The 15,055-nt window shown below is 37.7% G+C and carries 11 protein-coding genes; 8 read left to right on the plus strand and 3 right to left on the minus strand.

The features are described 5' to 3' along the window. The 4 genes from EA341_RS12820 to EA341_RS12835 form a co-directional block, all read left to right on the plus strand. A partial coding sequence (locus EA341_RS12820; RefSeq protein WP_293015102.1) for a response regulator occupies positions 1-1,846 on the plus strand: 1,846 nt, incomplete at its 5' end. 147 nt (positions 1,847-1,993) lie between these two features. After that, positions 1,994-2,815, plus strand: a complete 822-nt coding sequence (locus tag EA341_RS12825) for a class I SAM-dependent methyltransferase (RefSeq protein ID WP_293015105.1) — start codon at positions 1,994-1,996, stop codon at positions 2,813-2,815. Further along, on the plus strand, positions 2,799-3,953 hold the full coding sequence (locus tag EA341_RS12830; RefSeq protein ID WP_293015108.1) for a glycosyltransferase family 4 protein: 1,155 nt from the start codon (positions 2,799-2,801) through the stop codon (positions 3,951-3,953). The genes EA341_RS12825 and EA341_RS12830 overlap by 17 nt, the downstream gene beginning before the upstream one ends. Then, a complete protein-coding gene (locus EA341_RS12835; protein ID WP_293015111.1) occupies positions 3,935-5,089 on the plus strand; it encodes a glycosyltransferase in 1,155 nt (384 codons plus the stop codon). Before EA341_RS12830 ends, EA341_RS12835 begins: the two co-directional genes overlap by 19 nt. Here EA341_RS12835 and EA341_RS12840 read toward each other — a convergent pair. Continuing rightward, positions 5,069-5,623: a 2'-5' RNA ligase family protein gene (locus EA341_RS12840; RefSeq protein ID WP_293015114.1), complete on the minus strand. Its 555-nt coding sequence runs from the start codon at positions 5,621-5,623 to the stop codon at positions 5,069-5,071. The two genes, EA341_RS12835 and EA341_RS12840, sit on opposite strands and share 21 nt — an antisense overlap. Before the next feature lie 133 nt (positions 5,624-5,756). Between EA341_RS12840 and EA341_RS12845 the strand changes: the two genes are divergently transcribed. Next, positions 5,757-6,668: a universal stress protein gene (locus EA341_RS12845; RefSeq protein WP_293015116.1), complete on the plus strand. Its 912-nt coding sequence runs from the start codon at positions 5,757-5,759 to the stop codon at positions 6,666-6,668. Between the two features lie 301 nt (positions 6,669-6,969). Here the strand turns inward: EA341_RS12845 and EA341_RS12850 are convergent, their stop codons facing one another. Together EA341_RS12850 and EA341_RS12855 are read right to left on the minus strand one after the other, a co-directional pair. Beyond that, positions 6,970-7,893 (minus strand): class I SAM-dependent methyltransferase, encoded by a 924-nt coding sequence (locus EA341_RS12850; protein ID WP_293015118.1) that lies wholly within the window; start codon positions 7,891-7,893, stop codon positions 6,970-6,972. Further along, entirely contained in the window at positions 7,883-9,253 is a 1,371-nt protein-coding gene (locus EA341_RS12855; RefSeq protein ID WP_293015120.1) for an exopolysaccharide biosynthesis polyprenyl glycosylphosphotransferase, read from the minus strand. The genes EA341_RS12850 and EA341_RS12855 overlap by 11 nt, the downstream gene beginning before the upstream one ends. A 198-nt stretch (positions 9,254-9,451) precedes the next feature. Here EA341_RS12855 and EA341_RS12860 point away from each other — a divergent pair, with 198 nt between their 5' ends. The 3 genes from EA341_RS12860 to EA341_RS12870 all read left to right on the plus strand — a co-directional run bounded on the left by EA341_RS12860 (position 9,452) and on the right by EA341_RS12870 (position 15,037). After that, positions 9,452-10,120 (plus strand): class I SAM-dependent methyltransferase, encoded by a 669-nt coding sequence (locus tag EA341_RS12860; RefSeq protein ID WP_293015122.1) that lies wholly within the window; start codon positions 9,452-9,454, stop codon positions 10,118-10,120. Between the two features lie 239 nt (positions 10,121-10,359). Beyond that, entirely contained in the window at positions 10,360-11,289 is a 930-nt protein-coding gene (locus tag EA341_RS12865) for a hypothetical protein (protein ID WP_293015124.1), read from the plus strand. 430 nt (positions 11,290-11,719) lie between these two features. Further along, positions 11,720-15,037, plus strand: a complete 3,318-nt coding sequence (locus EA341_RS12870) for a two-component regulator propeller domain-containing protein (RefSeq protein ID WP_293015126.1) — start codon at positions 11,720-11,722, stop codon at positions 15,035-15,037. Positions 15,038-15,055: the final 18 nt, after the last annotated feature.

Consider the following 15,055-nt stretch of genomic DNA (forward strand, 5'->3'; position numbering starts at 1 on the left):
CCGTACGCCGCTGAATGGTGTTATCGGTTTTACGGACCTATTGATCAATACTGATCTCAATAATGAGCAGTTGCAATATGTCACCAGTGCCAATACCTCCGCCCATTCGCTTTTGGGAATCATCAATGACATTTTGGATTTCTCAAAAATTGAAGCAGGAAAACTGGATCTGGAGGAGGTAGAAACTGACATAGTAGAGCTTGCGGAACAGACGGCGGATATTGTTAAATACAATACTGCCAAAAAGAATATAGAATTTCTTCTCAATATCCAGGTAGACATTCCCCGTTATATTATCGTAGATCAGATTCGCCTTAAGCAGATTCTTGTCAACCTACTGAGCAATGCCATTAAGTTTACTGAAAAGGGAGAAGTAGAGTTAAGCATAACTTTTGAAAAAGAAGGAGACGAAGGAATTTTCACCTTTGCTATTAGAGATACCGGTATAGGAATTTCAGAAGAACAAAAAGAAAAGTTATTCAAGTCTTTTTCCCAAGCAGACTCCTCCACTACAAGAAAATTTGGAGGCACTGGTCTGGGACTAGTTATATCGCAGATGTTAGCAGAAAAAATGGAGTCTAAGATTATCTTGGAGTCAGAAGTGGGCAAAGGGTCTGTTTTTTCATTTTCTATTAAAAAACCTTTCAATACGGAATCAGAAAAGGATGAAACGGCCTTCACGAATATCAAAAATGTCCTGATCATTGATGATAATAAAAACAACAGAATAATCCTTCATGATATTCTAGCCCATTGGAATATTAAATCCGAATCTGTAGATAACGGCATTTCAGCTTTGACCCTTTTGGAACAGGGGGCAATATTCGATGTATTTATTGTCGATTACCACATGCCTTTTATGGATGGTATAAGTACTGTCAGGGAAATGAAAAAACTACTGGCCAACAAATACCCTGAAAAAAAGCCGAAAATAATCCTCTACAGTTCCGCTGATGACGCACAATTGGATAAGCAAGTCAAAGAGCTCGATATAGATATTAAACTGATCAAACCTGCTAAAATTTCTGAACTGTTTTATAGCCTCAATAAACTTAGCAATAATCAAATCCCTGGGGAACTGGCTCCGAAAAACCCAGTGAGTGCAGGTGTAAAAAATAACAATGAATTGAAAATACTGATAGCAGAAGATGTTTCTCTAAATATGCTTTTGCTCAAGACTGTCATCAAGAATTATTATCCACAAGCCAAAATCATAGAAGCACAGCATGGCCAAGAAGCGGTAAATCTCTACAAAAGAGAAAGCCCTGACCTTATTTTTATGGATGTTCAGATGCCAATCAAAGATGGGTTTGCAGCCACAAGGGAAATTCGAGAACTGGAAGTAGACACTAAAACGAGAGTTCCCATTGTAGCGCTTACAGCAGGAGCATTGCAGAGTGAGCGAGAGAATTGTATGCAGGCAGGTATGGACTTTTTCCTAACCAAACCTATCGAAAAAGAAAAACTACTTGAAGTCACCGAGCTTATTTTCAACCCAGAAGATACAAGTGATGAAATCAACATAGAAATATTTGACAAAGCATCTCTTCTGAATGTACTCGGAGGAGATGAAAGTTTGTTTAAGGATATCTTAAAAGAAGGCGCTCAGGAATTAAGTGAAAGCTTAAGCCAATTGAAACTTGCTATTTCCAAATTTGATGAGGCAGAGATTGCTACTTTACTTCATAAAATCAAAGGGATAGCGCTTAGCTTAAAGCTCAATAAAATGGCTGCCAAATCAGAATTAATGGAGAATATGACTGGTAAATCTGCATTGAGGGATGCCTTCCCCGGCCTGGAGAAGTGTTATTATTCTCTTTCGAAGTATATCAAGTCAGGTTTTTAATACCTTTGGACTTTAAGGAGATTATTATTCCAGATTTTAAACCTGACCGTATAGTACTTTATGAGGCAACTTGTATGCCCCCTTTGTCATACTCCAGCACCTGAAAAAACAAAAGATCAAGGTCTGGTAAAATGTAAAAATTGCTCATTGACCTGGCTTTACCTTCTTGAAGATGTGGATCAGGTAGCACTCTACCAAGATGAGATTTATACTGTGGTAGACAATCGAAAGTCTATCTTTGAAAAAATCATTTTCAGAGAAGCAAAAAAAGTGATCCAAACACTCCAAAAATTAAGTACATCTAAAATAAAGCGTTGTCTAGATTTTGGATCAGGAAAAGGGCAGTTCCTTCTTCAGGTAAAAAACAAGGGCTGGGAAGGTGTAGGAGTAGAGACCTCTGGTCCAAGAGCATCGTTTGCAAAAGAAAAATACGGACTTCAGATTCATGATACCTTTTACCAAAGTGGTAAAATTGAGGGTGGAAATTATGATGCCATAACCTTGTTTCATGTCCTGGAACACCTCCCAGAACCAATGGTTCTGCTTGAAAAACTTTGCCTGGAAAACCTCAATGAAGAGGGAGTTCTGGCCATAGAGGTTCCTAATCTCGGAAGCTGGCAATACAAGATAGCCGGCAAATTCTGGATGCACTTAGATATCCCGAAACACCTAAGCCATTGGAAGGAAGATATGCTGATCAACCAAGTAGAAAATATAGGCTTTAAACACCTAAAAACCCAGTATTTCTCTGTTCATTTAGGCGTTTTGGGTATGTTGAGAGCATTGATGGGTAAGACTGGATATAAAGGGAATATCATTCTGGAATTAAAAAATAAGAAAAAACTAAGCGTACTTATTAGGATTGCTTTAATTTTGCCCTTGGCGTTCTTTTTAGAATGCTTAGCAGTTGCCTTCCGAAAAGGAGGCGTTTTTAGAGTTTATTTTAGAAAACATGAGTCAAAAAGGTAAGGTCATTTTTTTACATAGTTCATCGGAATTATATGGCGCTTCCAAAATCCTTCTATATGTCATGAACATTTTTAGGGATTTGGGATACCCTACCTTGATGATACTTCCTGGTGATGGGCCTCTCCGTCCAGAAATTGAAAGACAGGGGTTTGAATACAAAATACTGAACCTGGGTATCTTGAGGAGAAAGCATTTTCACCCTAGAGGTATATTGGATAGGGGCAAAAAACTATACAAAGCTTATCGGTTATTGGATGAAATCCATCAAAAAGAACCTATTTCTCTTATTTACTCCAATACACTTGCCGTCATTGTGGGGGCTACATTTGCCAGAAGAAGGGGGATTCCTCATGTTTGGCATATTCATGAAATCATACAGTCCCCAAGATTTTTAGTGAAATTTTTGGCTTCTCAGGTGGACCGAAGTACTCCCAAACCTATTGTTGTCTCGGAATCTGTAGCAAAACACTGGAAAAAATACCTGGATGATGCCAAACCCCTTGTCATACACAATGGAATTGAAGTAAAACCATTTATGGAATGTACGGAGGACATCCGCCAAGAGCTTGGAATAACAACACAAAAAAAGGTGGTCACCATGATCGGAAGAATTAATCCAGGTAAGGGTCAACTTTTCTTTTTAGAACTTGCGAAAAAAGTAATTACCGAAAATCCCGATACTGTTTTTCTTATGGTGGGAGACCCATATCCTGGGTATGAGGACATTGAAAACGAAATAAATGTAAAGATTAGCTCAGAAAATCTTGATAATCACGTAATAAATCTAGGATTTCGTGAAGATATACCACAAATTTTAAAAACAACTGATATTTTTGTGCTCCCATCTATTTTGCCCGACTCTTTTCCTACCGTGGTATTGGAAGCTATGGCTTCCGCAAAACCCGTGATAGCAACGAAATCGGGGGGAGCTTCCGAAATGGTCGTAGATGGGAAAACAGGATATCTCGTAAATATCGGTGATATCAAAGAAGCATCTGCTAAGATCACCCAACTCTGCAATGAGGCAAAGCTCGCCTCTCAAATGGGAGAGTTGGGAAAAGAAAGGCTTCTGAAAGAATACAGTTTTGAGCACTTTGAAGAAAAAATGAAGAAATATATATGTCAGATACTACCTTAAAAACACCTCTTAAGGTAGCCATCTTAGGTGCTAAAGGTTACCCCTATGTATATGGCGGTTACGATACTTTGGTAAGAGAGCTGGGAGAGCGGTTGATAAAAAAAGGAGTAGACGTAAGGGTCTATTGCCACAAGGCCCTTTTTGATGAAAAGCCTCCTGTAGTAAATGGTATAAAATTACATTATATCCCGGCAATTGAAACCAAAAGTCTTACACAACTGACCCACTCTTTTTTATCCATGATGCATGCATGTCTTTCAGATGTAGATGTGATCTTTGTGGTCAATAGTGGGAATGGTCCTTTTGGTCTTCTCTCCAAAATTTTCAGGAAACCTACCGCCATCAATGTGGATGGCTTGGAATGGCTAAGACCAAAATGGAGAGGGTTAGGCTCCAGGTATTTTAGATTTGCTTCACGGCTCGCTACTAAATTTTACGATAAGGTAGTGACTGATTCCGATGAAATGCACCGTATTTACCTGGAAATGTTTGGTGCTGAATCCACCGTAATCGCTTATGGTGCCAACCCTGCCAACCATTCCAACCCTGAGCTCTTAAAAAAATGGGATCTTAAACCCTACGATTACTTTCTTATAGTAGGGAGGCTTATCCCTGATAACAATGCAGATTTGATTTTAGGCGGGTTTTTGAGATCCAATACCAAAAGAAAACTCGTCATAGTAGGTGATGTGCCTTTTGAGGATGAGTTTGCCAATAAATTGAAAAACATCAAGGACGAAAGGGTACTTTTTACTGGTTACGTCAAAGACCCTGAAGAATTAAAATCTCTATATAACCTCAGTTATGCCTATTTCCATGGACATGAGTATGGAGGCACCAACCCTGCAATGCTAAAAGCTCTCGGTTATGGTTGTGCCATACTGGCTCTGGACACCATTTTCAACAAGGAAATGTTACAGGATGGCAAGCATGGTTTATTTTTCAAAAAGGACTTTGATGCAGTGACTGAATGCATACATCATGTCGAGGAGATGCCTGAAAAAATGGAAGAATTAAGAAAAATAGCCAGGTCAGGACTCATTGCCCGCTACAATTGGGACAATGTGACAGAGGATTATTTAAAGCTTTTTTTAAAATTGAAAGGTTCAAAAAAACTAAGAAGATCCAAGAGGTAATTGGATGACCAATTGCCAATTTCCTTCTACTTTCTTTAGTATGGCAAGGTGGCTTACCTCGTATCGCTCCCTGAAACTGAGCCCCTTCACATATTCCCAATATACTTCAAAATCCTTGGGCTTTAAGTCTTTAAAGGCCAAAGTCATATGGGGTCTGAAATTTCTGTCGCTGAGTTCCTGAACAAGCTTTAGGTTAAGTTTGGTATACTTTGACAATTCGTCTTGCAATTGATTTAATTGAGGATGGCTTACCACATCAATAAAAATAACCCTGTTGCCAAAATGCCAAAAACCACTAAGCCGTAAGTCAAATGGCTCACGCTCCTTGGCAAACCTGCCGAGTTTTTGGATGAGCTCTTCTTCTTTTCGCTCATTCCATAGAAAAGGCATCTTAACGGTGATATGGGCAGGAGATTTCAGGGCATATTTTAGGTTGAATTTTTCTTTTAAATCCAACTTGATCGCAGTTGCTTTTTCCTGAATTTCTCCCTCAGGGACCAATGCAATAAAATATTTTTCAAGCTTCTTTGCCATTTAACACAAATATATGGGTTTTGAAGGTCTCAGCCCTTTTTTTCAAAAACCTTTAGCGTAAATTAGATCAGGTATTTTTCCAAAGAAAATATTTAAAGCGTAAATTGAAATTCACAAGAGAGTCAAATAACTTATGAAGAATTTTACAAAGGCTATGGTTGGCCTGGACCTGTCCAAGATGGACGATATTTTGGTAAAAAAGATCGCTTTGCTCTCCAAAATTTTGGGGATAGAAAAGTTATATTTTATCCATGTGGCTAAGGACCTTTCATTACCGGAAGAAATTACAAAGAACTTTCCCGACTTGGTCGCACCAGCAGATGAAAGCATCAAAGCCGATATCCGAGGTACCATCAATGAAAACCCATTTCCAAAAGAAATTGAGATCGAGGTGATTGTAGAAGAAGGTAAACCTTTAGATACCGTTCTGAGATGGGCTAAAATCAAGGATGTAGACTTGATAATCATGGGACGTAAAGAAAGCCTTGAAGGAAGTGGCTCTCTTGCAAAAAACATGGCTCACAGGGCACCCTGTCCTGTGCTTTTCCTAACCGAAAAAGCCGAGCCAAAAATTCCCCAAAAAATCCTTATTCCACTGGACTTTTCAGATCACTCAAGAATGAGTTTGGAATTTGCCCATAACCTGACGCAAAACACGGATGCAAAACTTTTGGGGCTACATGTGTATTCAGTACCTTCAGGATATTACAAAACAGGGAAATCTTACGAAGAATTTGCAGAAATAATGGAAGGCCATGCAAAAAAAGATTTTGAAAAATTCTTTGAAAAAAATAACCTGCAACCCATAGATTGCCTTTATAAGTGCAAAGACGATGGCAATGAAGGGCGCTTTATCGTTAGGGTATCTTTAGAGGAAAAGGCAGACTTGATTGTTATGGGTAGTAGGGGAAGAACAGCTTCTGCTGCTGCTCTATTGGGCAGTGTGGCAGAAAAACTAGTCAATATCAACAATTCTGTCCCTATGCTGATCTTCAAAAAGAAAGGAGAAACAATGAGCTTCATGGATGCCCTCAAAAAAATATAGGGTGACCCAGTTTTACTTAATTTAATAAACCTGACAGGTCTACTTATCGAAATAGTGGATACAGACTGATTTGAATTAGAACCTGTCGGGTTTTGTGTTATCCCCTCTATATTTTTTGATAAGTGTAAATAAGCATTGCTACCTAAAGAGCCTATTTCAAAAAGTCCAATTTGTTATAGTAACAAGGTCTATACTACATAAAACCGTAAAGGGTTGGAACATGGTGCCATTACGGAAAATCATAATTTGATTTAATACAATCTCTCCGCTCTCCAATTCCCCTGGATTTCTTCGTACTGAATCAAGGCTTATAAAAATAAAAACTGGCCTGGTCACCTACAGATTTTTTATTGTACAAATGCGCTTTTTTTCGCCACCTTGCCAAATCTTGCCTTGAAAAAACAGCCGTATCTTCAACTTTGCTCAGAGGCTTTCCCATTTTTACCAACTCTGTACCCCAAAACTGAAAGCCAGTACTGTCAAAAGCTACTTCTTTACACTCGAACCCTACCTGTTTGGCAAGATTATTTAGACCCTTCACAGAAGGAAGGTGCAGGTGTCTAGGGGCATCCAACTGAACCCAAGCTACACCCTCATCCTTCCACACCTTGGCGTCGGAGACGGGTACACGGATCAACAGGTGTCCTTTGGAATTCAACAAACCAAAACAATACTCAAGCACCTTTATAGGATCCGGCATGTGCTCTAGAGCATGATGAAGCATAAGCACATCATACTTGCCATCTACCTCGAAAATTGTTTTTTTCTGTAAGCTGAGCTTATTTCCCAGACGAAAATCTGATTCTATAAATGGATCAAATCCTCTTAAATCTTTAAAGCCAGCAGCATACATCTCATAAAGCAGCTGTCCATTACCACAACCCAAATCTCCTATCTTGGCCGACTTCGCAGGTTTAATACGGTCAAACCATTCTCCGAAAACAGGACTCAAAAAATTTTTCCCCGTCATCTTATATAATCCGTACCTCATTTCTTTGAGTACATTTTTCCCAATGGAAGATTTCACCAATGGTAAAAAGGAATAATATTCTTTTGGATAATATGGAGATAGGTCATCAGGTACATCACACAATGTCAGACTACCACAATTTGGACATTCGACGTATAGAAATTCTTCTCCCGTAACGAACATCATCTCCCTGACCTGATGCGACTTTAGATTTTCACTATTACCACAATATGCACAGAGGGGTTTAATAGGCATTCTCTCTGTTGAGTAGAAGTTCATACACCGTCCTGATACAAATACTCAAATCAAGCCAGATAGACCATTTTTGAATATAAAAAAAGTCTAGTCTCACCCTTGACCGGATTTGGTAAGCGTTTTCAATTTCTCCCCTGAACCCTTTAACCTGAGCGAGCCCAGTTATGCCGGGTTTGATTTTATGTCTGGAATTATACTTATCAATTTGGGTTTGAAAAAGCCTGTTCATGGGTACAGTATGCGGTCTTGGTCCGACAATCGACATATCGCCAACCAATACATTGAGAAATTGTGGCATTTCATCCAGAGAGGTCTGCCTCAGGAAAGCTCCTATTTTTGTTACCCTTGGGTCATTTTTTACAGCCTGATGGGTATCCGAATAATCATTGGGGGTCATAGAGCGAAACTTTAGACAATTGAAAACATAGTTGTTTTCCCCATTCCTTTCCTGTATAAAAAAAATAGGTCCTTTAGACTCCAGCTTGATCAGCAAACCTACAAGAGGAATCAGCCAGCTCAAAATAAATACCGTCACAAGCAGGGAGAAAATCAGATCAAAACTCCTTTTCATTACCCTATTGAACATAAAATCCAAAGGGATTTCATTGACATTGATGACAAAGAAATCACCGTATTTGGAAAACGAAAGTTTTTTCTCCAATTGAAGCGTATTTCCAGGTATGATTTTTACTTTGATATAATGCTCATCTGCAAAGTGAATGACTTTTTTGATGAGCTTTTCATCAAGATACTCATTGATGTATATCAGGTCAATTTTATTCTGAACTGCTTCTTCAAAAAACTTAGAAATATTTCCCTTTGCCAAAGGCCCCTCCACTGTATCATCATAATAACCCAAAAACCTGATTCCAAAATCTCTTCTAAGTCTGATGATTTGTTCCAATTGCGCGCTTTCTTTGCCCTTACCCAAAATGACAGCATTTCTATAGTTGAACCCCTTGGAACGGTATTTTCTCAAAATCAAGTGAACAGAAACTCTATAAAACCCAAGAAGAAAGAAGAGGGAAGAGCACAAAACAAAAAAGTAAGTCAGCCTTAAGTTATCTAAAGAAACAGGCATCCAAATAATAGCCACAATGGCCAAAAACCATACAAGAGAGCCTAGTTGCTTTTCAAGGATTTTTTCAGGCCTAACTGTCCTTCCCCATTTGTAGTCCTTCCTTAACAGCGTAATCACTAGCCATACCAAAATAAAAATCAGTATCATGGAAGGCTCTGGACTAAGGAAAAGACTGTCATCCTGAAGGATAAAAGCGGCCAGAAAAAAGGAAAATGTCAACACAGCAACATCTCCGATCACAAAAAGCCAAGGAAAGAATTTATCAAAGCGTTTTTTCATAAAAATCTCTAGCTACTGGGGAAAATACGCATTCAATCTGGCTGCGGTTTATAATTTTATCGGAATTCAACTGGATTTAACTTATTTTTTTTGAATTTGATGGTAAAATTAAAAAAGAATCCAATAGCGGTATTACTTTTGTAGGAATTATTTGTGAATAAATAAAAGGTTGAACAATATATAGGCCCAAATCCCAATATGAATAATTTTAAAGCCTTGATGGCTTCGTCTGACCAGCCTGAGTCTTTGGGTTTTGCTTTAAGAAATAGACGGTTTCAGGTTTTCGAAGATTTGATCAATAAAAATTTCCCTGAGGAAAAAACCATACATATACTTGATGTGGGTGGTACTGCCTATTTTTGGGAAGATAAAAATATGGTATTGGAAGGTCGTGTCAAAGTAACCTTACTCAATCTTGAAGAAGAATACAATTTACCTTTCGGCATAGACAGTATTTCAGGTGATGCAACAGACCTCTCCCAATTCGAAGACAATGAGTTTGACCTCGTTTTTTCCAATTCAGTCATCGAACACCTATACACCTGGAAAAACCAGAAGAAAATGGCTAAGGAATGTATGAGGGTAGGTAAGAAGTTTTTTATCCAGACGCCAAACAAGCACTTTCTAGTAGAAGCACATTATGCCCTGCCACTCATACAGTATGCTCCAAAAAAGCTTGCATTCATGGTCTTAACCAAAACCAAGATCAGTAGAATGAGAAAGTGGAAGGAAAAAGATGCTCAACAATACCTGGACGAAATCAGGTTGATCAATGAAAAAGAGATGGCTAAACTTTTTCCTGGAGCAAATATTTATAAGGAAAAGTGGTTGGGGATGACCAAATCCTTCACCTCTCACAATCTCTGAAATTTTTCAAAAAGATAGGAGATCAGCATTGTAAACTTGTCTATCCTGCTTTAGAAGTATTCACAGTTAAGCAAAAACCCTTGATCATGGCTATATCCCAATGGTTTTTATTAATCAAACCCAATTTTACAAATCATATTCTAGCGCACAAGTTCTTGCTTTAGGTCACATTTCAGAAAAATACTTAAACATTCACCAAATAAATTAGTCATGTATGGGTTAAGCTTTCAATCCCCTAAATGGCTCTCAATAAAATATTTACATCTCTTTACCAGAAACTCCTCTCGGATAAAACCAAGAAAAAAGGTGAACGGGTGATTTTGATCATCGCAATTGCAAGTTTCATCATTCACCTGATGGTGATATTTCTTGTGGACTTGGAGGTGATATTTTTGGGTGGTTCTGCGGAACTGCTTCAAAATCCCATCGCAGCCATTTATACGCCTTTTTCTTTCATCCTTGTGTATGAAGTCTATTTATTGGTGTATTACCTCCCCAAGTCATTTACAAATTACATAAGTAAGCAATACGAAATCATTACCCTTATCATCATCAGAAGGTTATTTAAGGACCTTTCTAACCTGACGCTTACTACAGATTGGTTCAGTTTAAAAAATGACCTCCAATTTACTTATGACATAATTACCTCTTTGCTCTTGTTTTTCCTCATTTTTCAATTCCTTGCCAAAAGTAAGAAGAGCTACTTAAGCAAGCCTAATAATGAATACGCTGATGATGCCAACATTTCAAGGTTCATTAAAATTAAAAAGGTCCTCGCAACTTCATTGATCCCAATACTTTTTATCGTCGCCTTATATTCACTTTCGAGCTGGAGCATTGGTGTTCTTCAAGTTGAAAACAATTCCGAGGATTTAATCGACAACATCAACAATATTTTCTTCGAACAATTTTTTACTGTGCTGATTATTGCTGATGTTATTTTACTATTGTTCTCATTTTTCTACACGGATGAATTTCATAAAGTAATCCGGAACTCAGGTTTTATCATTTCGACCATTTTGATCAGACTATCATTTTCTGTTGATGGATTATTGAATAATTTATTGATTGTTTCTGCCATCATTTTTGGCCTCTTGATCTTGTTGATACACAACAAATTTGAAGAGCAAATTGACCTGGAAAATAGCAGTGAAGAAAAGACTGATTAAAACCATCAATAGAGATCCCAAATATTGAAAATTCAACCTGTTTTTCAGTTTAGTTTAAGTTTACTGAAAAATAATTGAATTTTTTTTCTCCTTTTTTAAAGTCAAAAAAGAGGACCTTACTCTTAAATTAAGTTTTTTGTTTAATGAGGGAATTTTCAGATATATATAAAAAAATGTTTCCTGTTATTAACTTTTAGTTGATGCTTTAGAATTCTTTCTTTAGGGGTATTTTTGAAAAAAATCCAAGGATACAATTCGCTGATTTTGAGTTCATTTTTTAATATAAATGCTGATAATCAGGGTATAGGTAGTATAAAATTTTATATATACATTGGCTAAGAAAAAACTTTTTTTGGAAAGGAGGTACTAAAACTTTCCTTAAAAAGTCAGCCCAAAATCACCCAATTGTAACCCATATCAAAAATTGAAAATGAAGGTTTTCAATAGTTTCTTCTCCATACCGAAACGCATTGTATTTACAATGATTGTCTGGATGCTATTCCTGTCCCTACCAAGGAGTGGTTTTTGCCAAGTTTCGGACCAAAAGCCAGATCTTAAATTCCAAAGGATTTTCGAAGGCCTTACAAATAATCGTGTTTCTGCAATTTATCAAGATAGCTACGGATACATATGGGTAGGTACGTACAGTGGATTACACAAGTATGATGGACTGGGATTTCAGGTTTATGCAGCCAGCAATGACCCAAGTAGTATCAATGACAATTACATAGGTTTTATTTTCGAGGACAGCAAAAAGCAATTATGGATTGGTACTGGAAGTGGAGTAGCAAGATATAAAAGAGATACTGACGATTTTACAAGATTCAAATTCATTACTGATATCCCTGTCCAAAAAGGAGAAAGCAATCTGGTGAATACTATCCTTGAAGATGCAAACGGGACCATATGGGTATCCAGCCCCGCATCAGGCTTATTCTATTTTGACAAAGAAAAAGATAAATTAATCCCATTCCAATCGGATAAAATCATCTCCATAAATGCAATGGTTGCTACTAAAGGCAACATTTTCTGGCTAGCTACATCTCATAATGGATTGCTTCAACTCAACACTGCTACCGGTAAGGAAAAGTATTTCACTCATGATCCAACAGATACCTTTTCTATCAGCTCCAATGATTTGAAAGCAGTAGAAATAGACTCAGAAGGCAACCTTTGGGCAGGAGCTTCTGTGAATGGGCTCAATAGAATGGAAATAAATGATGGCAAAGTCAGTTTTATCAGATACTACCATGACCCGGAAAATCAAAATAGTTTATTCAACAACAATATTTATAAGATCTATGTAGATAGGAAAGGTAATCTTTGGACCTGTAATGAAAATGGAGGACTACACCTTTATGACAAGGGAAATGATTCTTTTGTACGCTACCTCCATGATCCCAAAAATCCAACTAGCCTTACTCACAATTCAATTTGGAATATTTTTCAGGATAGCCAGGATAGGTACTGGGTTGGAACAGCCCAGTCGGGAATAAATATGGCGGATCCTTTCAGCTCAAAATTCAAACATTACTCCAAAAATATATTGAATTCTGAAAGTCTCAATAATGATATCATTCGGGATTTTTTGGAAACCAAAAACGGAAATATCTGGATAGCTACTGATGGAGGTGGGCTGAATTATTTTGATAGGGAAAATGGTGTTTTTAAGTATTATAAAAATGACCCCTATAACCCAAACTCTTTGCGCACTGATGCAGTAATCAGCCTAAATGAAGATTTTGACGGAAAACTCTGGGTGGGTACCTGGGACGGAGGACTTAATATCTTGCTCGATGAAAAAAACGGGGTTTTTACTAGCTTCAACCGATGGATCAAAAATGATAATTACCCCATCAGACATGTTTTCGATGTTCATTTTGATGAAGACTACATCTGGATTGCTGCATTCGAGGAAGGACTGTACCGCTATGATAAAGGAAGCGAGGAACTAGAGCTATTTAGTTCGTTTGATAATAATACTCACCGGATTTCTTCGAACCAAATTCTTCGAATATTTGAAGATAGCGGAAATAACCTTTGGATCGGAACACAATCCGGCTTGAACCTCATCAGGTCGGAGGATAAAAAATCTGGAAAATTCAATGTCTACCTTCCTTCTGAAATGAGCCCTAACAGTATTCCGAGCAGTTCCATTCGTCAGATCTTTGAGGACTCCAATAAGAATATCTGGATAGCAACGGATAGAGGACTTGCAAAGTATTTACCTGATCAAGATAGTTTCTTCACATATCAGCAGGTAGATGGCTTACCAACCAATGAAATCAATTCTATTGTAGAGGACAGCAATGGCTTTTTGTGGATCGGCACTATCAAAGGAATCTCTAAATTTGATCCTAAAAAAGTAGAATTTGTAAATTTTGACAAGTATGATGGTCTTCAGGGAAATGAGTTTTCTAGATATTCTGCACTCAAAACCCAAAAAGGTGAATTGCTTTTTGGGGGAATGAATGGTTTTAACCTTTTCCATCCAGAAGAGCTGCATTCTAACCCTCACGCTCCACAAGTTTACCTGACAGACCTTAAAATTTTCAATAAACCTGTTGATTTCAAATCATCCAGAGCTGTACTGTCCAAACATATAGCAGCTACCGATACGCTTAAATTGTCTTTTCGTGAAAATGTGTTTACCCTTGATTTTGTGGCACTGAATTATACCAATTCCAAACAAAACCAATACGCGTATATCTTAGAAGGTTTCGAAAAAGAATGGAACTATGTGGGCTCACAGAGAAATGCTACTTACACTAACTTAAACCCTGGAAAATATGTATTCCGGGTAAAAGCGGCCAACAGTGACGGAGTATGGAATGAGGCCGGCACTTCCTTGGTCTTAGTCATTACACCACCATTTTGGAAAACGGCCTGGTTTTTTGTATTGGTAACATTATTTATTGTTGCCTGCTTGATTACAATTGATCGATTGAGGATTCGCGCAATTAAACAACAGAATAAATTGCTTGAAAACATGGTTGAAGAGCGCACCACTATGCTCTTACATACAAACAGTGAATTAAAGAATCACATTAAGGAAAAGGACAAACTGTTTTCTATTATTGGTCATGACCTTAGAAATCCATTTGTATCCATCATCGGGTACTTGGAAATTCTGGAAGAAGAATTTGAGGATACTAAAAATGACGAGCAGCTGAAGTATATCAAATACCTACTTAATGTTTCGCGCAATACACACAATCTTCTCGAAAACCTCTTGCAATGGGCAAGTAAAAAAACGAAAGTATATGAAGTGAAAGCGGAGGTGATCAAAATGACTAAACTGATAGACACGGCAATATCAATGACCTCTCCTCAGGCAGGTTATAAAAGTATAACCTTAGAAAAATGTTGTCCTGAAAACATCTACATTCATGCCGATCAAAATATGTTGCTGACTGTTCTCCGTAACCTGATTTCAAATGCTATTAAATTTTCTGAACCGAAGTCCAAAATTGAAATCATTGTCAACGAAAAATCAGAAGAAGTCATGATTTCGGTTAAAGATTATGGTATGGGTATGGACAGCAAGGTTCTAGACAGACTCTTTTCAAAATCAGATATTCAAAAACCAGGAACTATGGGAGAGTTTGGTACCGGACTGGGTTTGGTTTTATGTCGGGAAATAGTTCAAAAACATGAGGGTAAAATATGGGTCGAAAGCACCTTGGGTAAAGGAAGTACATTCCATTTTTCCCTTGCCAAATACGAACTCAAAGAAATGGCTGTATAATGGAAAGGTTTTTTTGAT

Origin of the sequence: Mongoliibacter sp. (genome assembly GCF_007692705.1) — a bacterium.
In the GTDB taxonomy this organism is placed as follows: domain Bacteria; phylum Bacteroidota; class Bacteroidia; order Cytophagales; family Cyclobacteriaceae; genus Mongoliibacter.

Bases quoted from the DNA above. Each gene is read 5' to 3' on its own strand.
- EA341_RS12855 (WP_293015120.1), bottom strand. From the start codon at position 9,253: ATGAAAAAACGCTTTGATAAATTCTTTCCTTGGCTTTTTGTGATCGGA.
- EA341_RS12845 (WP_293015116.1), top strand. From the start codon at position 5,757: ATGAAGAATTTTACAAAGGCTATGGTTGGCCTGGACCTGTCCAAGATG.
- EA341_RS12850 (WP_293015118.1), bottom strand. From the start codon at position 7,893: ATGCCTATTAAACCCCTCTGTGCATATTGTGGTAATAGTGAAAATCTA.
- EA341_RS12830 (WP_293015108.1), top strand. From the start codon at position 2,799: ATGAGTCAAAAAGGTAAGGTCATTTTTTTACATAGTTCATCGGAATTA.
- EA341_RS12865 (WP_293015124.1), top strand. From the start codon at position 10,360: ATGGCTCTCAATAAAATATTTACATCTCTTTACCAGAAACTCCTCTCG.
- EA341_RS12870 (WP_293015126.1), top strand. From the start codon at position 11,720: ATGAAGGTTTTCAATAGTTTCTTCTCCATACCGAAACGCATTGTATTT.
- EA341_RS12840 (WP_293015114.1), bottom strand. From the start codon at position 5,623: ATGGCAAAGAAGCTTGAAAAATATTTTATTGCATTGGTCCCTGAGGGA.
- EA341_RS12835 (WP_293015111.1), top strand. From the start codon at position 3,935: ATGTCAGATACTACCTTAAAAACACCTCTTAAGGTAGCCATCTTAGGT.
- EA341_RS12860 (WP_293015122.1), top strand. From the start codon at position 9,452: ATGAATAATTTTAAAGCCTTGATGGCTTCGTCTGACCAGCCTGAGTCT.